This is a genomic window from Micromonospora sp. DT41 (assembly GCF_049841715.1).
GTDB lineage: Bacteria > Actinomycetota > Actinomycetes > Mycobacteriales > Micromonosporaceae > Micromonospora > Micromonospora profundi.
Genome location: NZ_JBNCKU010000013.1, coordinates 116,375 through 134,722 on the forward strand (window position 1 = coordinate 116,375; position 18,348 = coordinate 134,722).

Here is an 18,348-nt window from a genome sequence, read left to right on the forward strand (position 1 = left end):
GCTGGACAAGAGGCTGACGCAACTCGAACAGCCGCTTTCACCCTGGTCAAACGGCCGATTGGCCATCCGTCCGCGACAGCAGCCGCCGGCCCGCGTCCTCGGCCGCGATGAAGGCGAGTCCAAGTGCCGCGAGCAGCCCGTTGCCGGCCAGGTAGCCGTCCGCTCCCCTGCCGCTGATGCCCACGGCGGCACCACCGGCCGCGTAGAGCCCGGCAATGGGAGCACCGGCGCCATTGAGGACGCGCGCCGTCGCGTCAACGGAAAGCCCTCCCTGAGTGTGGAAGAGCGCGGGACGCACCTCGACCCCGTAGAACGGAGCGACAAGGTCCACGTCGCCCCACCGGGAACGCCCGTACCTGTCGGTCCCGCCGAGGCGGCCGGCAGCCGCCTCCGTGAAGGACGCCTCGAGCCGGTCGGCGGGCAGACCCATCCGCTCGGCCAGCTCGGCCACCGAGTTGCCCTGCCGCAGCACCCCGGACTCCTTGGTCTGGCGGAAGTCCTCGAAGGCGAGACAGGCGTCGTGGATCCGCTGGTCGAAGATGATGAACGCGCGGTTGTCCGGCTGGGTGAGTTCGAGGGCCGCGAACTCGGAGTAGCCCTGGGTCTCGTCGGCGAAGCGGTTCCCGTTCGTGTTGACGATGAACCCGCCGTGCATCACAGTCGCCCAACCGACGAGCGTGCCGCTGAGCGAGAGCGCGCCATGGCCCTGGTACGCGTCGATGCAGTCGACTGCCGCGTCGAACGTCTGCCCGATGCGCAGGGCGTCGCCGCGCGAGGCTTCACTGCCGTGGTAGACGGCGCCGGCGATCTCCGGGGTGTGCTCGGCGATGAGCGCCGGGTCGGCTCCGAAACCGTTTGTCGCGAGGACGAGGGCGTCGCAGGAGATCTCCTCCCGCGTCCCGTCCGGCTGCTCGGTCACGGCGATGACGACGTCACCCTCGTGCCGGGCCGTCACCAGGCGCGCGGGGACGATGACGTCGATCCCCCGCTCCCGGGCGACACGGTGGAGCATGCCGAGCAGGATCGTGCCGTGCCGCCCCGGCACTGTGTGGCACCGGTGCCGCCTGTGCCCGGGGTACTCGAAGTCCGTGACGAGTTCGAGCGGGAGTTCGAGCGAGTCGGCGAGCCACTCGACGAGGGGGGCCGAGATCTGACTCAACGCCTCGGTGACGACCGGGTTGGCACGCCCCTTGGTCTTGCGTCGGACGTCCTCGGCGAAGGTCTCCGGCGAGTCCTCGACTCCCGCCTCGCGCTGGAACCGCGATCCGGCACCCGGAATCATGGCGGTCGACATCGACGTGTTGTTCGCCCGCAGAAAGTGCTCGTTCGCGTCGATCACCGCGACCGAGAGACCGAGCTCCTGGGCCCGCAACGCCGCGACGATGCCGCCGCCCGCGCCAGCCACGAGCAGGTTGACGTCCGCCATCTCATTTCCTCCTTCGGGTGCCCGAGAGGCCACCTCAGTGCTGTTCGTCGGGCACCCTGACGCGTCGGAACGATGCCCCTGGCCGGCGGTCGGCGATCGCGAGGCCGATCCCGCGTGGCGAGTCGTCGTCGGCGAGCGAGCTGAAGCCGTAGTAGTAGAGGTGCAGCCGGCCGTCGACCGGGACCAGCCGGGTCGCCGCCGCTCCGAGGCTGTCCCACGCGCCGGGCTCCCCGGCGGTCAGTACCGGACCGTCGGACTGGTGGTGCCAGTGCCGGCCGTCGTCGGAATCGGCTGTCGCCACCGAACGGCCGTGGTGCTCGTCGAGGCCGGTGTAGAGCATCAACCAGCGACGCCCTCCGTCGAACGGGTTGGGGAGCACCTGCCGCGTCACGATGCCCCCCTCGTCCCACTGCCGTACGCCGTCGGCCCAGACGAGCGGCCCCACGTCGGTAAGCACGACCCCGTCGGTGGACGTGAACGTGTCGGTACGGAACGTGCCGAGGTCGAGGGTCGGTGAGGTCGTCTGGACGTAGAGCGTCCCGTCGTGGTCACCGAAGACGTTCGGCCACGCGCAGTACAGCCGGTCCGGCGCGTAGTCGAGCAGGGCGCCGCCGGTGGCCGGGCCGGGGACGCGTGTCCACGTCACCCCGTCCGGGCTCGTGGCGTGCCCCGGGCGCATCCCGAGACCCGTCACCGCACCGAGCGCCGTCCTGCTCGCCCGTTCGGTCAGGTCACCCCCGAAGTACCAGAGGTGCCAGAGCCTGCCGTCGAAGGTGACGTCGGTGAGCCCGACATGGGAGGCGTCGAAGCTCGTCGGGTCACCGCTCGGGGCGAACACCGAGCCGAGTTCGTCCGGGCCGTCGTACCGCTTCCACCGGATGCCGTCGCGCGAGGTGGCCAGGGCCACCCGCCCGGACCCCAGCGTTCCCGGCGCCGGCCGGTCGTAGGCGCGGTCCCGGCAGTAGTACCACATGAGCCAGCCGTCGTCGGTACGGTGCACGACGGCACCGCCGACCCGGTAGTCATCGCAGCGACCGGCGGGGCCGGCCCCCAGGACGAACCCGTCCATACGCATCGTGCGGTCTCCCATCCGTCACGCCGTTCTGCCGGGTCTTACTCGCTGGTCAGCGGGCGCCGCTGGTACTCACCGCGGGGCGTGCCCTGGATGGCACCGTCGGCAAGGACGTGGTGGCCGCGTACGAACGTGTCGGTTACCGATGCGGACAGCTCGAAGCCCTCGAACGGCGTGTACTCCTGCGTCGACAGGGAGTCCTCGGCGCGTACCGTCCACGACCGGGAGTCGTCGACGAGGCAGAAGTCCGCGTCGTACCCCACCTTGATGACGCCCTTGCGGCCGGACAGCCCGTACCGCTCGGCGGGGTTCCAGGCGGTGAGGGCCGCGATCCGGTCCCAGCCGAGGCCACGCTTGCGGCCCTCGCTGATCAGCGCCGGCAGGAGGTACTCCGCGCCACCGAAGCCGGACTTGGCAACGAAGACGTTGTCACGCTCGGACCCGAACTTCATCTCGTCACGGCAGCAGGCGTGGTCGCTCACCACCCAGTCGATCTCGCCGGCGAGGACGTGCTCCCACAGGCCCTCGACGTCGTCACGCGAGCGCAGCGGCGGGTTCACCTTGCCGCCGATGCCGGACGCGCTGTGGTAGTCGGCGACGAGGTGACCGATGGTGACCTCGCGGCGGAAGTTGATGTGCGGGAACGTACGCGCCATGAGCAGCGCAGCCTCGACGGCCTTGCGTCCACTCAGGTGCAGCAGGTTGATGTTCGCCAGCTGCGTCTCGTGCGCGAGGTAGGAGGCGATGGAGATCGCCAGGCCCTCGGAGTGCGCCGGCCGGGAAGCGGAGTACGCCTCGAGCCCGGTGAGCTGTCCCTCCTGCTCGACCATCGCGGTGTAGGCCGACATGATCTCGGCGGTCTCACAGTGCAGGCTGAGCGAGATCGAGTCGGCGATCTGCGGCGCGGCGTTCCGGGCGGCCTGGATGCCGCGCATGACGAACTCGAAGTGCGCGAGGTCGTAGCGCTCCCCCTCCGGCGTCATCAGGAACGAGCTCTGGTCAGCCGACCGGCCGTGCAGGCCGTAGCCGCCGTAGAACATGAAGATCTTGAACGACGAGACGCCGTGCTCTTCGATCAGCTCGGGGATCTCGCTGATGTGCTCCTTGGACATCGGCGCCAGGTGGAAGGCGTAGTCGATGTACGCCCGGCCCTGCGTGCGCTCGAGGACCTCGGGGAAGAAGTCCCGGTACGCGCCGGACTTGTTGAGGTAGTACTGCCCGGTGCGGATGTAGTTGAGGCCCGTCGTCACGCCGCCCTGGGCAGCCGCCTTCGACTCGGTCTCCGCGTCGATCTCCAGCGGGTTGTAGATGCCCCAGTGCTGGTGGGCGTCGACGACACCCGGCAGTGCGAGCTTGCCACCACCGTCGACGGTCGTCGTCGCTGTGACATCGCCGAGGTGACCGACGGCGGCCACCCGCCCGTCCGTCACGGCGATGTCGGTGAGCACGGTCTGCGGCGACTCGTGGGTGACGAGACGAACGTTGCGGACGATGAGGTCGTAGTTCATAGCTGGCCCTCCTGCGCGGCGCTGGTGTTCGCGGAATCCGCCGCGTCGTCGAGCGACGAGAGGACGATTCCGACATCGCTCAATTCGTCGAGAGCCAGCGAGTGCGCGGCGATCCGCGCCACCACCGTCTCGGGAAGGTGCCGACCGGCGTTGTCACGGAACTTGAGGGCGACCTCGTCGTCGGAGAGCGGGTTCTCCGGACCGCCCCGGTTGACGAGGACCCGCTCGGTGACCTCCGAGCCGTCGACGAGTTCGGCGGTGAGGACCGCCGGGAACTGGCTGGGGAAGATCTTGGTGCACTCGTCGTCGGCGACGACGCTCACCTTGTCCATGATCTCCCGACGCGTGGGGTCGACCGCGAGGGCGTCGGTGTAGTCGTCGAGGGCGACCCCGAGGCCACCACCTCCGCCGAGCAGGCCGACGGCCACCGCGTACGGGCCCGAGAACTGGGCCTGATAGCCAGTGGTCGGGCGACGCTTGCCCTCGATCGGCTCACCGATCGTCCGGATCACCGGCGCGGGAGCACCGAGGGTGAGGCGACGTACCTCGCGGTGGTCCACTCCGCGGCGCCGCAGCCCGGTGGCCGCGTCGATGGCGGCGTGGGTGAAGTGGTTCGCGGGGTACGGCTTGAAGAAGATCCTGGGCACCTCCCACTCGGTTCCCAGGCCCTCGACGATGGCGGCGGCGTCGAACTCGCCGCGCAGGAACGCCTGGAAGAACCCGAACCGTCCTTCGAGGACTGTCGGCGGCCCCGTGATGCCCCGGCTGACCAGGTCGGCGGCGGTCACGGCGGAGTGCGCGGCCCAGCCGCAGTGCAGTCGCTTGACGTTGCCACCGGTGCGGTTGGCCTCGATGATGCCTGCGGCCATGGACGCCGCGACCCCGAGGGAACTCGTGAGCTGTTCCTCGTTCTGACCGAGGATGACACCCACTGCCACCGCCCCACCGAGGGCACCGCAGATGGAGGTCGCGTGCTGCCCGTGCTCGAAGAACACGGAGTTGCCGGCCTCCCGGTCGTAGCCGGCCATGCCGATGCGGACGCAGACCTCCAGGCCCACGGCGATGGCAGTGACCGCCGTACGCCCATCGGCGCCGGCACGTTCGGCGGCGGCAAGCACGCTCGGCACGATGCTCGCGCTCGGGTGGAGTACGGACGGCAGGTGCGTGTCGTCGTAGTCGAGGGAGTGCGCCAGCACCCCGTTGCCGAAGGCGGCCAGCGCGGCGGGAACCCGGTGCGGCACGCCGATCGCGCGAGCCTGAGGAGCACCGCCCTGCTCGGCGACGTAGTCGATGACCGCCCGGCTGCTGTCGAGGCTCTGCGCCGCGATACAGATGCCGAGGGTGTCCAGAACTCGCTGCCGCACACTGGCCACCACCTCGTGGGGCAGGTCCTCGTAACGGGTCTGGGCGGCGAAGCGCGCGATCGTCTGCGCGAGGGTCACCTCATTCACCGGTCGTCACCGCCAACGGGCGGATGGGCGAGCCGGTCGCGCCGTAGAACTTGAGCGGCGAGGCGACGAAGACGAACTCGTGCACGCGCTGCGCGGCGAGGTCCTCAAGGTCGAGCGTCTCCATGATGTAGATGCCCGACTCGACGAGCAGCACCCGGTGCGCGGGCAGGACACTGTGCCCCGCGCCGGGCCGGAGGCACTCGAAGGCGATGGTGTCCGCGCCCGCGGCGAGGACTCCCCGCTCCGCGAGCCAACGCGCGCCGGCCTCGCCGATGCCCGGTACGCCGGAGTCGCCGCCGATGAACACGGAACGGTCCGGGTTGTCGAAGTGTCGCCCCCAGCCACTGCGGATCAGGACGACGTCGCCGGCCTCGATGGACCCGCCCTGCCGTTCGAGGGTGGCCTCCAGGTCATCGGGCGTGATCTCGTAGCCGGGAGCACACCCCTCCGGGGTGCCGAGGGCCGTCGGCACGTCGAGCAGGACGCCACGGCACACCATTGGGGGAATGGTGTGCGCTCCGAGCTTGGCGAAGCGACCACCCGCCGAGGCGTCATAGGCGTCCGAACCGTCGACGAGGCGACCGTCCTGCGACACGTGGGCGAAGGCATCGATGTGTGTGCCGACGTGGGTGCCCATCGTGATGATGTCGTTCGAGGCGGAGCCGCCGTCGGCCCGCACCATGTCCCCGTGCCGGCGCGGCAGCGCGTGCCAGTAGTGCGGGTGGTTGGGCGACTGGGGCATTCCCACGAAGAGAAGCCGACCGAGGTCGAAGACGCGCACCCCCTTCCGCACGGCTTCGATCAAGACGTTGTTCGGCACGTGACCCCTGCCCCTCCGCTCTCGGTAGGGCACTGTTGGCCCTCTTCGCCGTCCGGCCCCCGCCGTCGTGGTGAGGGAAGACTAGCGGAGAAAAACGCAGAGCGGAACATGGTTGCGCTACATGGAACAGTGGCTTGGGCGACGTGCTTCAAGCGCCGATTTGACCGCTCCCGCCGGATTGCCCGTCAAGCCGCACTGGCAGCAGTTCCGCAGGTCGCGTACGCGCAGGTAAGTCAATAGGTCTGAGAGTTGGCTCGCCAAGCCGAACGGTTGATTCCGACTGCCCGGGCCCGACTATTCCGAACCACTGTTCCGCATAAAGGAATTCTCAGGCAGCGTGCATGCGAGGGAGATACCGTCGGGAGCAGCCCTTTCGGGGCCACATTCGCGTCCGCTTCCTGCCACGATCTTGGCCATGCGTCCCTCGTCCGGTCTGCTCGTCGGATCCGCAGTGGCTGGTCTGCTCTCGATCGCGGCGACGCTGCTCGCCATGCCTGCCGCGTCGTTGCAGTTCACACTTGTCACGTTGCTCGCCCTGCTCGGGTACGTGCTGCTGCAACGAGGTGCACGTCGAGTGAGGTGGCCGATCGCCGCCGGCATCGGGCTACTCGCCGCAGTAGCGACGACAAGGCTGCTCTGGTGGCAGCAGCAGGCCGACGAAGCAGGCTGGCTGACGTACGGCCAAGGGGTGGCGACAACCGCCATGTCGGAGCCGGCACGGGAGATGATCGACCGCGAGAGGCTCGCAGCCCTCGGTCTGCTGCTCGGCGTTGTCTGTCTCGCGGCTGGCGCGTTGGCGTTGCCGTCACGCGGCAGGCGCGGAGGTCTGGTGACGAGCGTCCTCGCGCTGGTGCTGCTCGCCTGGCTCGGGCTGAGCCTCGCGCGCGGCAGCGACCGTCAACCGCTGCTCGACCTGGCCGCGACGGTGTGGCCGGCGTTGCTGGCAGCAGTTGTGGCCATGGGAGCATTCGCGCTGTCAGGGTGGCGGGCCGACCGGCGTCGGCTGCTCCCATTGGGGTTGTTCCTGCTGTCAGTCGCAGCGGCTCGCGCCTGCTCGGAACTGGCTGCGGCATGGTCAGACTGGGTGATCGCGACCGGACCTCCCACCGACGCGTTCCTGGAGCCAGGGATGAGGGTGAACACGTCGGCGGACAGCTTCCCTCAGGTGTCATGGGCCGTTAGCGCCGCAATCACGCTCGCCGGTGTGGGGCTGGTGACCGTCGGCGCATCGCGCAGTTCCCGCGAGGTTGACGCCGCATAGTCACAGGCCGGCCATCACCAGATTGGCGAATGCGATGAGCTGGGTTGCACGGTGACGTCCGCCCGGCGCGGCACCAGCATGGGCCCTCCCACAAGCAGCATTGCGACGCCCACGTCATCGATGACCAACGAGGGCAGGGTGTCGACCGCCTCCCGCGCCCGAGCAGGGCCGAGCTTCCCTCCTAGGACCTTGCCTCTGATCATGGACATGACCTTTGACTAGCTCACGGTCCGTCCGGCTCCGTTGCTGTTACCGCGCTCACAGCTGGACATGCTTGAGCTCACGTCTGGTTGAGGTTGCAAGATCTAAACCGGACCACGACCTCCGATAGCCCATTCTCGGGAGCGCGTATGAGAGAGCAGGAGCGCTTAGGCAGCGGTGAGACCTGCGCTTGCATGCGCCTGACCGGTAACGGTTCAACGTGCCTCGCCTATTGGTGGATCTCCTCGTCGGGCAGTCGTAGACCGTCCAGACCTTGTGGTGCCCGGCGAGGTGATCCGCCCGGCATCTCTGAGGAGGGCCGGGGTTCGGGGCAGAGCCCTGAGGTCTTCCGATCCTGTGACTCCCAAGCGTGGCCGGCTGGGCCGGCGCGGCCCGCCTGGCGGGGCCGCCTTGACGTGTACGCGGACCTGTTCGAGGACGACCTGGACCAGGTGGCGGAGATCGCTGTCGTCGGCCGCCCCCGGGCCGGTCAGGGTTCCGTCCTAATCCTGCGGTAGTGCCGGCGGGCCTTCAGTCGGTTACCGCAGGTTGCCATCGAGCACCAGCGTGCGGTGTTCGAACGACTTCGGTCGACCAGAAAGAGGCGGCACTCGTCGTTCGCGCAGGGTCGGAGGCGGCCGGGCGCGCTTTCGCGCAAGGCGGCCCAGCTGAGCACTGCCCGAGCGACGCTGCGGTGATCCGGCGGGGCGATCAGCGACCAGTCGAGCCGCGTCGCTGTCAGCCGGGGTGCCTGATGCACACCGACCAGTAGTGGTGCGAGGGAGTCGGCGGGGCGATCGCTGCGGGCCACCTCCTGCAACAGAGGTCGGGCGGAGCGTACGGCGTCCAACTCCTCCCGGGTGCCGGTCCCGCCGAGGCCGCGCAGCCTCGATCGCGCCTCGGCCGCGTCGGCGAGGAGGTCCTTCGCCTCGCCGTCGATCACCGGGGTGCTGTTGAGGATGAACAGCAGGAGTTCCTCGTCGGTGGAGATCATGGTCACTGAACTAACCTCCATTGCCAGCTTGCATGGTTAGGAGCTTAGCATTAGCTTCATAACCACCAAATCATGCAATGGAGGTTAGACATGCGAGTGTTCCACCGATACGCCGTCGTGGAGGGGCATCGGCTCTTCTACAGGGAGGCGGGTCCGTCCGACGCTCCCGCCCTGGTGCTGCTGCATGGCTACCCCAGCAGCTCGTTCATGTTCCGCGAGCTGATCCCGAGGCTGGCCGACAGATACCACGTGATCGCCCCCGACTACCTCGGCTTCGGTCAGTCGGACAGTCCTACGGTCGACGAGTTCGATTACAGCTTCGACTCGCTCGCCCGGCTCACCGCCGGCCTGCTCGACCAACTCGGCCTGCAGCGGTACGCCATCTACGTGCAGGACTACGGCGCGCCGGTCGGGTGGCGGCTCGCCCTGCAGCCCCACAGCCCGGTCAGCGCCGTCATCAGCCAGAACGGCAACGGCTACGAGGCCGGCTTCGTCCCCGAATTCTGGAACCCGATCTGGACGTACGGCGAGAACCGCAACCCGCAGACCGAGGCGGCCGTGCGCACAGCTCTGGAACGTGACGCCGTCGTCTGGCAGTACACCCACGGCGTGCCGGACCCGAGCGTGGTCAGCCCCGACACCTGGACGCTGGACCACGCTCTGCTGCAGCGCCCGGGCAACGACGAGGTCCAGCTGCGCCTGTTCCACGACTACCGGACGAACCGCGCTCTGTACCCCCGACTTCAGGAGCACCTGCGGATCAACCGGATTCCCGTACTGGCGGTATGGGGTGGCAACGACCAGATCTTTTCACCGGGTGGAGCGACAGCCTTCGGCGAAGACCTGCCCGACGCCGAGGTGCACCTCCTGGACGGGGGGCACTTCCTGCTGGAGAGCAATCTTGACGAAGTCACCGAACTCACCAGGGCCTTCCTCGACCGAGCACTGAGCCCCAGCTGACCTCAATGTCAACGCCGCACATGGTCGACCACTGCATGGTCGCCATGGGCGGTGGCTGGCCGATGCCAGGTTGGGGGCCATGAGGTGCTGGTCGCGTTGCCGGTCTGCCGACTCGCCCGCCCAGGACGGCATACGAGCCAAGAAGCGCAGGCCAAGAGCCGAATGACATCGGTCGGTGGGGCGGGCGGGACTCGAACCCGCGACCGAGGGATTATGAGTCCCCTGCTCTAACCGGCTGAGCTACCGCCCCTGACACCGCGCCGGATCTTATCCCGCCCGGTGGATCACAGGCCAGCAGTGATCCGGCCCCACCTCATCACCGCCGCCGTCGGTTGAGCAGCACGATGGGCAACGCGAGGATAACAGTGAGCAGCCAACCAACTGCGATGACGCCCCAGAACCAATTGTCGTCCGGACTGCTGTCTGCGGCGAACATGCCGATGGTCAGCAGCAGGCAGAAGCCGCCCATCAGCAGGGTGCCCAGGCTGCTGAGCACCATCACCGGAATCTCCCACCAGGAACGTCCGGCGGGCTCTTCCTGGTGAGCGATCGGCTTCGGTTGGGGGATCTGCTCCGGCGTGCGGGCCGGCATGGTGACGTGCCGGTCGGACGGCACCGCGGCGTCGATGGCCTGGATCGTGCCCGGGGGCAGTTCGAGCATTGTCGGCTCGATGTGCAGCACGATGGCGTCCGCGCCGATCAGCTGTCGGGCGCCGTCCGGCCAGGCGAGCATTGCCGAGCAGCTGTCGTAGCGAACGGTGAGCGGCCCGCTCGGGTTCAGGTAGGTCACCCCGTCCGTGCCGACGCGGAGGCCGCCGGCGCCCTGCTTCGCCCGGTACGTGGTGCCGTCGACGGTGTCGGCGGAGTGGGTGGGCGCGGCGACGAAGCCGGCCCAGTCGGCGCGGTGGCCGCCGGGCACCATCAGCAGCGCCGACGCCATCATCTCCCCCGCCACCTCGTGCAGGTCGGTGAGGTTGACGGCCTTCAGTTCGGCCCGGTGCTCGTCGATTGTGGAGTTCGGCTGCCCGGTCAGCACGTTGAGGGCGTACGACGGCAGCCGTGCGGCGTCCACCTCCGCGATGCCGAGAAAGTCCTCCCGCTTGGCGACTGTGGCGTCGAGGTCCGCCTGCTCGATCCGCCCGACCCGCATCTTGGCGAGGACGTCGATGAAGCCGCCGAGCACGGCGTCCTGCTTCTCCGCCAGCGCGTCGGCGAGGGCCCGCAGCGACGCGTACCCGTCGCCGCGCGGCTCGTACCCAGTGGTGGTGGTGTAGGACAGGCCGGCGTCCTGGCGCAGCGATCGGTACAGCTCGCGCTCCAGCACCCCGGAGAAGATGTTGGCGGCGGTGCTGCGGCGCACCACGGAGTCGAGCACCACGGCCCGGGAGCCGCTGACGAAGTACGCCGGGGTCTGCGGCAGTGCCGACGAGGCCACCGGTACGGGCTGACGGACCCCGGCGGGCAGCGCGAGTCGAAGTCCGGCGGGCACCCGTCCGCCGGCGATCCAGAGCACCGCGTTCTCCCGGGTGAACCACCGGGCCGCCCACTCGCGCAGGTCGTCGGCGGTGAGCGCGCCGAGGCCCCACTCCGGGTAGCTGGTCAACCCGAAGTCCCGGGCACCGTGTCGCCACAGCGGGATGTCGTCTATCGCGGCGGCGCCCCGGCTGCTCCACTCGGTGCGCAGGATCTCCTTCTCGACCTCCAGCCTCGCCAGCGGCAGGTCCTGAAGGTGTGCGCAGACCGCGGTGAGGAACGCCGCGATGTCGGCTTCGGAGCCCTGGGTGTGGAACATTGTGTACGCGGGGGCGGTCATGCCGTTGATGTGGTAGTCGGCCAGGCCGAGCGGCGCGAGCGCGAGGTGCTCGATGAGGTGGGTGATGCCGGCCCGGGCGAGCGTCTCGTCTGCGGTGCCGACCCGGAAGGTCAACCCGGCGTGCATCGGCCCGCCGGTGGGGGCGAGCAGCGTGGGCACCCCGTCCACGTCCAGGTGCTGGATCACGACTGGCCACCCTTCGCGTACGCCTTGGCGCGGTACTTCGTGAATCCTTCGGCCCCGTCGACGTAGATCCAGGGGAACTCACTGCCCAGGTTGCCGAGGGCGGTGAACTGGCTCGCGGCGGCGGACCATTGCTCGGTCAGGCTGAACATCAGCGCGAACATCGAGCGGGCCCAGACCCAGTCCGACCGATCGGCGAAGTCCGGGTGCAGCACGGATTTCTGGGCGGCCTGCATGATCTCGTCCACCACTGGCGTGCTTCGCAGGTATGCCGTCTGCTCCCGCGCGCTGTCGAAGTCGAGCCAGCGTTCCAGGTGCGCGTCGGCGATCAGCGCGGCGTTGGGCGCCCCGTCGGGTGCGGCCTGGGCGCACTCGCGGGCGAACGCGAACATCCGGTCCCAGTCGCCGCTCCACTTCGGGCAGAGCTGCTGGAGCAGACTCGCCTGTGCGGGCATGTGGTGGGGGTGGTGGTGGGCGAGCCGGTCGTAGCGGCGGCGCGCCTCGTTCTGGCCGAGTTCGAGGCCCCGGGCGAGGGTGATGCGTTGGGTCCACGCGGCCGCGTCGTCGGGGTGTCGGGCGGTGACGTCGATGAGCACCTGTTCGGCGCGGCGCAGGTGGTCATGGAACTGGTCGAACTGCGACCGGCTGACGTCCTGGGCTCGGGCGCCGCTGCGGATCTGCCATTCCGCACGGATGAGGTGGGTGCCGAGCAGTACGCCGGCGAGGGCGTCGGTGGGGTCCTCGTCGTACACCCGGCGCAGGAACATGTCGGTCTTGGCGTGGCTGCCGCCTTCCCCGACGAGCAGCGTACGGCTGTCCTGGTCGCGGTCGACGAACAGCGCCCGCACGGCGGGCCAGTCGGCGGCGTCGAGCGCCTTACGCAGGTCGTTGACCTCGGGGTACGCGGCACCGGCATCGAAGGTGGGAGCCGGAAGAGGTGCGGGCATGGCGGGGATCATAGGTGATCAACTAAGCCTCCGATGTCCCGCTTTTTCTGGCCCTCCGACGCCGGGCTACGTCGCGCGCAGCTCCTCCAGAACCGCCCCGGCGGCGCGCCAACCGCTGGCGAGTGCACCCTGGACGGACGGGCTGTCCCGGTGGTCACCGGCCACGAACAGCCCCTGCCCCAGCCCCACGGGTTTGCGCAGTCGCCCCTGCGGTGGCGGCGCGGCGGGCAGCGCGTCCGGGACGGCCACTGTGGTGAGGTGGGTCCAGTCGGCGGTGGATCGACCGTACAGCCGGGTCAGTTCGGCCCGAATGGTCGGCTCGGGCGGGGCGGTCGGTCCGACCACCGACGTGGCGACGAGGTGCCGACCGTCCGGCGCGTACGTCGGGGCCGCGTTGCTGAGCACCACCGTGTTGGCGACGATCTCCCGCCGGTCGCCGTCGACGAGCAGGATCGGTTCGTCGAGCGGCGGTTCGGGCGCACTGTGGTAGTAGGTGGTGTAGCTGTGCATGCGTACCCTCGCCAGGGCCGGAAGCAGCGCGGACGCGGCGGGCGGGTCGACGGCGACCACGACGGCCCGGCAGTGGATTTCGCCGTCCCGGGTACGGACCAGGCGGGGCGCGACCTGCGTGACCGGGGTGTCCAGGTCGAGCAGGTCGGCCGGCAGCGGGTCGGCGATGGCCCGGGGCAGCGCGGCCATCCCGTCGGCGGGCAGGCCGATCCGGCCGCGGGCGAAGGAGCGCAGCACCATCGCGAGCACATGGCTGGAGGTCGCCAGCTCGCGGTCGATGAACACTCCGGACAGGAACGGGCGCAGCAACTCCTCGATGATCGCGTCGGAGAGGCCGGCGCGGCGCAGCGCCGTCTCGGTGGTGGTCTCGGGCGCGGCGAGCAGCCGGGACACGGGCAGCGTGGCGCAGCCGGTGGCGAGCGCGGCGAAGCGCACCCGGTCGAGCAGCGAGCCGACGCCGGCGAGCGCGGTGCGTGGCCCGCCGGTCGGCTCGCGCAGCGGGTTGACCAGCCGCAGCAGGTGATCGCCCTTGCGCACCAGCACGCCGGAGGTGAAGTAGCCGAGGTTCAGCCGCCCGGTGTCGATAAGTGTGCCGAGCCTCGGGTACGCGGTGTTGAGCACCTGGAAGCCGCTATCGATCAGGTAACCGTCGACGACGTCGGTGGCTACCCGGCCGCCGAGCCGGTCGCTGGCCTCCACCAGCCGCCACGGCACGCCGGCGCGGTGCAGCCGGCGGGCGGCGGCGAGGCCGGCCAGGCCGCCGCCGACGATGACCACGTCCGTATCAGCCGGCATCGCGCGCCTCCCGCTCACCGTTCGCCCGGGACAACCGGCCCGGCCACCAGACTTTCGGCCCGATGTCGTACGCGAGCGCCGGCACCAGCAGCGACCGGACGACGATCGTGTCGATGAGTACGCCGACCGCGACAGCGGTTCCCAGCTCGACGAGCACCACAAGTGGCAGGACGGCAAGGGCGGAGAACGTCGCGGCGAGCACGATGCCGGCGGAGGTGATCACACCGCCGGTGACGGCGAGACCGGCGAGCACACCGGCCCGGGTGCCGCGCTTCACCGACTCCTCGCGGACCCGGCTCATCAGGAAGATGTTGTAGTCGATGCCGAGGGCGACCAGGAAGACGAACGCGAACAGCGGAAACGACGTGTCCACGCCGGGGAAGTCGAAGACGTGGCGAAACAGCAGCGCGCAGAGGCCGAGGGTGGCGCCGAAGCTGAGCAGGACTGTGGCGATCAGCAGCAGCGGGGCGAGAAGGGCACGCAGCAGCAGGGCCAGGATGACAGCGATGACCGCAAGCACCACGGGGATGATGACGTTCTGGTCGCGTCTGGCGGCGTCGGACGTGTCCACGTTGATCGCGGTGAAGCCGCCGACCACAGCGGCCGCGCCGGGCACCTGGTGGACGGCGACGCGCAGGTTGCGGATGGTCTGCTCGGCGCCGTCGCTGTCCGGCTCGTCGGCGAGCGTCGCCTCCAACTCCACACGCCCGTCGACGACCTTCGGCGGGGCGTTCGGGTCGGGTGGGCCGGTCTGCGGGCCGGCGGTGAGCGGACGGACCGCCGCGACGCCGGGCACCCCCTGCGCCACCTGTGCCACCTGTCGGGCGGTCTGCTCAGTGGTGAAGATGGTGGCCGGGCTGCCGGTGCCGGCCGGGTAGTGCCGGGCGATGACGTCCTGGCCGTCCACCGAATCGGTGCGCTGGGTGAACAGGTCGGACTGACCGAGGGCGGTGGCGCCGAGCTGCGTGAGACCGAGCGTGAGAACGGCAAGCACGACAGCTGTGCTCAGCCAGATCGGGCGGGCGTGCCGGGCCACGAACCCGGCGATACGGCTCCAGATGCCGTGCTCGGCCCGCGGGTCGGCCTGGTCCTCCTCCGGTCGGCGGGGCCAGAACGCCCAACGGCCGCCGAGCACCAGCAGCGCGGGCAGGAATGTCAGCATCACCAGCAGGGTGGCGGCGATGCCGATGGCGGCGACCGGGCCGAGTGCCCGGTTGGAGTTGAGGCTGGACAGCAACAGGCAGAGCAGGCTGACGATGACTGTGCTGCCGGAGGCGATGATGGCGGGCGCCGCGCCCTTCCACGCCGTACGCATGGCGTCCCACGGGCGGTCGTGCCTGTGCAGTTCCTCGCGGTAGCGGGCGATCAGCAGCAGCGCGTAGTCGGTGCCGGCACCGAAGACCAGCACTGTGAGGATGCCCTGAGCCTGCCCGTTGAGCTTGATGATGTCGGCGTCGGCCAGCAGGTAGACGAAGACCGACGCGAGGGCGTACGACATGCCGGCGGCCAGCAGCGGAAAGATCCAGAGCACCGGGCTGCGGTAGACGACCAGCAGGATGATCAGCACGACCACGAGGGTGACAAGCAGCAGTGGCCCGTCGATGGCGGCGAAGACCTCGATCAGGTCGGCGAGCAGGCCGGCCGGCCCCGCGACGTCCACGCTGAGCCCGTCCCGTTCGCCGCCGGCGATGTCGCGCAACCGCTCGACGACCGAGCCGATCTCCTCGCCCTCGGCGTCGTCCACAGGCACGACTACCTGGAGTGCCTGGCCGTCCTCGCTGGGGATCGGCGGCGGCAGCGGGCCGACCACGCCGGGCACCTGGGCGAACCGGCCCGCGTCGGCGCTCACCCGCTGGCGGTCCGCGTCGGTGATCCCCGAGGTCCGCTCGTAGACGACTAGCGCCGGGACGGTCTCGCGGTCGACGAACCCGGCAGCGAGGTCCTGGGCGCGGGTCGCCTCGGCGTCGGTGGGCAGGAAGGCGGCGTTGTCGTTTGTGGAGACCTCACTCAACCGCCCGGCGTACGGCCCGGCCACGCCACCGACCACGAGCCAGGCCAGCACGACGGCCACCGCGACAAGCGTGGCCCGGCCGAAGCCTCCTCGTCCGGACATCCGCACCATCCCAAATCGACGCATCAATCGACGCAGCCGGAGTCTAGGTCGACATCGACCATCCTGCCGGCCGAGGACGCCCAGAGAGGGGCAAACCGTCCACCAGCACCGATCGAGGGCCAGGGGGTAGGGCTGGGACGCGGAAACGCCCGCCGGCTGTCGGGCCGACGGGCGTTGATGTGGAGCGAAGCTCCCCCGATTGGACTCGAACCAATAACCTGCCGGTTAACAGCCGGCTGCTCTGCCAATTGAGCTACAGGGGATCGTGCACCGCCCGGACCCGGATCTCCCGGTGCCGTGCGACGGGACAAGAGTACAGGACATCCCCCGGTGATGGTCCAGTGGGTTGCGCCCCTCAGTCATCATGATCGGGTCGGGCAGGTAAGCGACACAGCACATTCGCAATAAGGGCAAATCGCCATCCCCACACAAGCAGGCTTGAGCGGGGAGCAGGATGGGTAGTTAGCTGCGGACAGAGGACGCAGGCGCGAATTGGTCGCTCCGACGGGGCAACCCCGAGGGGCGACGGCGCGTCAGGTACGGAAGGAGCCGCCATGCGCGGAAAGATCATGTTTCTTGGCGGGCTGGCTGCGGGATTCGTCCTGGGCGCCCGTGCCGGCCGGGAGAAGTACGAAGAGCTCGTGGTTCGGGGCCGCAAGGTGCTCGACCACCCGACCGTCCAGGAGGCGGCCGGGGTGGCGCAGGCCCAGGCCAACAAGCTCTACAGCGAGGGTAAGGACAAGCTCGGCCAGACCAAGCTGGGCGAGAAGCTGGGCACCGGCAACGGCAGCCAGGAACTGACCGCTGCCGACGACGCGTTCGCCGGCACGCCCGCAACGGTGGGCGCCAAGGCGGGCTCCGGTTCGTCGGGCACCAGCAGCACGGTCGGCACGACCTCCGGGTCGCCGTCGGCCACGACCCCCCGCTCCAAGCCGTCCGGCTCGGGCACCAACGGCAGCACGCTCTGACCAACCGCACGTCGACGGGCCGGTCGCCGCAAGGCGACCGGCCCGTGGTCTGTCCGGGGTACGGCTGACCGACGCCGACGCGCTCAGTCCCCGCCGCCGGTCAGTCCTTGCTGCTGAACGCGGCGTCGAAGGCCGCGCTCGGCGCGTCGAAGGCGAGCCGGCGGACGAACTGGAGCGCCTCCGGAGCACCGACGAGACGGTCCATCCCGGCGTCCTCCCACTCCACCGAGATCGGACCGGTGTAGCCGATCGCGTTCAACGCCCGGAAGCAGTCCTCCCAGGGCACGTCGCCGTGCCCGGTGGAGACGAAGTCCCAGCCGCGACGCAGGTCCGCCCACGGCAGGTGCGAGGCGAGCCGACCGCGCCGGCCGTCGCCGGTACGCACCTTCGCGTCCTTGCAGTCGACGTGGTAGATCCGGTCGGCGAAGTCGAAGATGAAGTTCACCGGGTCCAGCTCCTGCCAGACGAAGTGCGACGGGTCCCAGTTCAGCCCGAAAGCGGGCCGGTGGCCGATCGCCTCCAACGTCCGCTTCGTCGTCCAGTAGTCGTACGCGATCTCGCTGGGGTGCACCTCGTGCGCGAACCGCACCCCGACCTCGTCGAACACGTCGAGGATCGGGTTCCACCGGTCGGCGAAGTCCTGGTAACCGCGCTCGATCATCGACGGCGGCACCGGCGGGAACATCGCCAGCGTGTGCCAGATCGACGACCCGGTGAAGCCGACGACAGTCTTCACGCCGAGCTTCGCCGCAGCCCGCGCCGTGTCCTTGATCTCCTCCGCGGCCCGCTGGCGAACCCCCTCCGGCTCGCCGTCGCCCCAGATCCGGCCGGGCAGGATGTCCTGGTGCCGCTCGTCGATCGGGTGGTCGCAGACCGCCTGACCGACCAGGTGGTTGGAGATCGTGAAGACCTGAAGGTTGTGCTTCGCGAGCGTCTCCCGCTTGCGATCGACGTACGAGTCGTCGGCGAGCGCCTTGTCGACCTCGAAGTGGTCGCCCCAGCAGGCGATCTCCAGACCGTCGTAGCCCCACTCGGAGGCGAGCCGGCAGACCTCCTCGAACGGAAGGTCGGCCCACTGGCCGGTGAAGAGCGTGATGGGTCGCGCCATTGTCCTTCTCCCCTGATGTGATGGGGATTCCGTTGTGCGGACCGAGGCGAGGGTGACCGGTCAGACCGGTACGTGAGACCGAGGCGGAACACCGGTGGGTGCCGAGCGCACCTGGGCCCGGCGGGTTGCGCCTCCCACCGGGTCACCGGCCACCGTCACGGTCGCCGCCCCCAGCCTATTTCCGCCGCACCCGTCGCGAAAGCCCCGCGACGGGATCG

The 18,348-nt window shown here is 69.7% G+C and carries 14 protein-coding genes, 2 tRNA genes and 1 pseudogene; 3 read left to right on the top strand and 14 right to left on the bottom strand.

Annotated elements, in window-relative coordinates; genetic code table 11:
* Positions 1-46 precede the first annotated feature (46 nt).
* The 5 genes from ACLQ23_RS23670 to ACLQ23_RS23690 are packed head-to-tail and all read right to left on the bottom strand — an operon-like array spanning position 47 to position 6,277.
* The gene (locus tag ACLQ23_RS23670) at positions 47-1,426 is read right to left on the bottom strand and encodes an FAD-dependent oxidoreductase (protein WP_355629449.1); all 1,380 of its coding nucleotides are present in this window, start codon (positions 1,424-1,426) and stop codon (positions 47-49) included.
* A 34-nt stretch (positions 1,427-1,460) separates the two neighbouring features.
* Positions 1,461-2,501: a hypothetical protein gene (locus tag ACLQ23_RS23675; RefSeq protein WP_355629447.1), complete on the bottom strand. Its 1,041-nt coding sequence runs from the start codon at positions 2,499-2,501 to the stop codon at positions 1,461-1,463.
* Between the two features lie 38 nt (positions 2,502-2,539).
* Positions 2,540-4,006, bottom strand: a complete 1,467-nt coding sequence (locus tag ACLQ23_RS23680) for a dihydroorotase (protein WP_355629444.1) — start codon at positions 4,004-4,006, stop codon at positions 2,540-2,542.
* A complete protein-coding gene (locus tag ACLQ23_RS23685) occupies positions 4,003-5,457 on the bottom strand; it encodes an MmgE/PrpD family protein (RefSeq protein WP_355629441.1) in 1,455 nt (484 codons plus the stop codon). Before ACLQ23_RS23685 ends, ACLQ23_RS23680 begins: the two co-directional genes overlap by 4 nt.
* A complete protein-coding gene (locus ACLQ23_RS23690; protein ID WP_355596134.1) occupies positions 5,450-6,277 on the bottom strand; it encodes a cyclase family protein in 828 nt (275 codons plus the stop codon). The genes ACLQ23_RS23685 and ACLQ23_RS23690 overlap by 8 nt, the downstream gene beginning before the upstream one ends.
* Before the next feature lie 415 nt (positions 6,278-6,692).
* On the opposite strand from ACLQ23_RS23690, the gene ACLQ23_RS23695 reads away from it, so the two are divergent.
* Complete coding sequence (locus tag ACLQ23_RS23695) at positions 6,693-7,538, top strand: aminopeptidase (RefSeq protein WP_355596132.1); 846 nt, start codon at positions 6,693-6,695, stop codon at positions 7,536-7,538.
* A 92-nt stretch (positions 7,539-7,630) separates the two neighbouring features.
* Here the strand turns inward: ACLQ23_RS23695 and ACLQ23_RS23700 are convergent.
* Both ACLQ23_RS23700 and ACLQ23_RS23705 read right to left on the bottom strand, forming a co-directional pair.
* Positions 7,631-7,753: pseudogene (locus tag ACLQ23_RS23700) on the bottom strand (VapC toxin family PIN domain ribonuclease); the annotation flags it as partial.
* 476 nt (positions 7,754-8,229) lie between these two features.
* On the bottom strand, positions 8,230-8,733 hold the full coding sequence (locus tag ACLQ23_RS23705; RefSeq protein ID WP_355596192.1) for a CGNR zinc finger domain-containing protein: 504 nt from the start codon (positions 8,731-8,733) through the stop codon (positions 8,230-8,232).
* A gap of 90 nt (positions 8,734-8,823) precedes the next feature.
* Between ACLQ23_RS23705 and ACLQ23_RS23710 the strand changes: the two genes are divergently transcribed.
* Positions 8,824-9,693 carry an alpha/beta fold hydrolase gene (locus ACLQ23_RS23710; RefSeq protein ID WP_355596130.1) on the top strand — a complete coding sequence of 290 codons (870 nt, stop codon included), beginning with the start codon at positions 8,824-8,826 and terminating at the stop codon, positions 9,691-9,693.
* A 176-nt stretch (positions 9,694-9,869) separates the two neighbouring features.
* On the opposite strand, the gene ACLQ23_RS23715 is transcribed toward ACLQ23_RS23710, so the two are convergent.
* From ACLQ23_RS23715 to ACLQ23_RS23740, 6 genes are all read right to left on the bottom strand, one after another.
* Positions 9,870-9,943 (bottom strand) — tRNA-Ile (locus ACLQ23_RS23715).
* A gap of 66 nt (positions 9,944-10,009) precedes the next feature.
* Positions 10,010-11,692, bottom strand: coding sequence for a M16 family metallopeptidase (locus tag ACLQ23_RS23720; RefSeq protein ID WP_355596128.1), 1,683 nt, complete (start codon positions 11,690-11,692; stop codon positions 10,010-10,012).
* Entirely contained in the window at positions 11,689-12,636 is a 948-nt protein-coding gene (locus ACLQ23_RS23725; RefSeq protein ID WP_355596126.1) for a hypothetical protein, read from the bottom strand. The genes ACLQ23_RS23720 and ACLQ23_RS23725 overlap by 4 nt, the downstream gene beginning before the upstream one ends.
* 66 nt (positions 12,637-12,702) lie before the next feature.
* On the bottom strand, positions 12,703-13,941 hold the full coding sequence (locus tag ACLQ23_RS23730) for an NAD(P)/FAD-dependent oxidoreductase (RefSeq protein WP_355596124.1): 1,239 nt from the start codon (positions 13,939-13,941) through the stop codon (positions 12,703-12,705).
* Positions 13,931-16,054, bottom strand: a complete 2,124-nt coding sequence (locus ACLQ23_RS23735) for an MMPL family transporter (protein ID WP_355596122.1) — start codon at positions 16,052-16,054, stop codon at positions 13,931-13,933. Before ACLQ23_RS23735 ends, ACLQ23_RS23730 begins: the two co-directional genes overlap by 11 nt.
* A gap of 190 nt (positions 16,055-16,244) precedes the next feature.
* Positions 16,245-16,317 (bottom strand) — tRNA-Asn (locus ACLQ23_RS23740).
* 291 nt (positions 16,318-16,608) lie between these two features.
* On the opposite strand from ACLQ23_RS23740, the gene ACLQ23_RS23745 reads away from it, so the two are divergent.
* On the top strand, positions 16,609-17,022 hold the full coding sequence (locus ACLQ23_RS23745; protein ID WP_355596120.1) for a hypothetical protein: 414 nt from the start codon (positions 16,609-16,611) through the stop codon (positions 17,020-17,022).
* A gap of 100 nt (positions 17,023-17,122) precedes the next feature.
* Here ACLQ23_RS23745 and ACLQ23_RS23750 read toward each other — a convergent pair whose 3' ends face one another.
* Positions 17,123-18,130, bottom strand: a complete 1,008-nt coding sequence (locus tag ACLQ23_RS23750) for a sugar phosphate isomerase/epimerase family protein (protein WP_053653341.1) — start codon at positions 18,128-18,130, stop codon at positions 17,123-17,125.
* Between the last annotated feature and the right edge of the window lie 218 nt (positions 18,131-18,348).

What these genes read in the sequence shown, in the direction of transcription:
- ACLQ23_RS23745 (WP_355596120.1), top strand. Translation starts at nt 16,609, where the DNA reads ATGCGCGGAAAGATCATGTTTCTTGGCGGGCTGGCTGCGGGATTCGTC.
- ACLQ23_RS23735 (WP_355596122.1), bottom strand. Translation starts at nt 16,054, where the DNA reads ATGTCCGGACGAGGAGGCTTCGGCCGGGCCACGCTTGTCGCGGTGGCC.
- ACLQ23_RS23725 (WP_355596126.1), bottom strand. Translation starts at nt 12,636, where the DNA reads ATGCCCGCACCTCTTCCGGCTCCCACCTTCGATGCCGGTGCCGCGTAC.
- ACLQ23_RS23705 (WP_355596192.1), bottom strand. Translation starts at nt 8,733, where the DNA reads ATGATCTCCACCGACGAGGAACTCCTGCTGTTCATCCTCAACAGCACC.
- ACLQ23_RS23670 (WP_355629449.1), bottom strand. Translation starts at nt 1,426, where the DNA reads ATGGCGGACGTCAACCTGCTCGTGGCTGGCGCGGGCGGCGGCATCGTC.
- ACLQ23_RS23675 (WP_355629447.1), bottom strand. Translation starts at nt 2,501, where the DNA reads ATGCGTATGGACGGGTTCGTCCTGGGGGCCGGCCCCGCCGGTCGCTGC.
- ACLQ23_RS23680 (WP_355629444.1), bottom strand. Translation starts at nt 4,006, where the DNA reads ATGAACTACGACCTCATCGTCCGCAACGTTCGTCTCGTCACCCACGAG.
- ACLQ23_RS23750 (WP_053653341.1), bottom strand. Translation starts at nt 18,130, where the DNA reads ATGGCGCGACCCATCACGCTCTTCACCGGCCAGTGGGCCGACCTTCCG.
- ACLQ23_RS23710 (WP_355596130.1), top strand. Translation starts at nt 8,824, where the DNA reads ATGCGAGTGTTCCACCGATACGCCGTCGTGGAGGGGCATCGGCTCTTC.
- ACLQ23_RS23730 (WP_355596124.1), bottom strand. Translation starts at nt 13,941, where the DNA reads ATGCCGGCTGATACGGACGTGGTCATCGTCGGCGGCGGCCTGGCCGGC.
- ACLQ23_RS23695 (WP_355596132.1), top strand. Translation starts at nt 6,693, where the DNA reads ATGCGTCCCTCGTCCGGTCTGCTCGTCGGATCCGCAGTGGCTGGTCTG.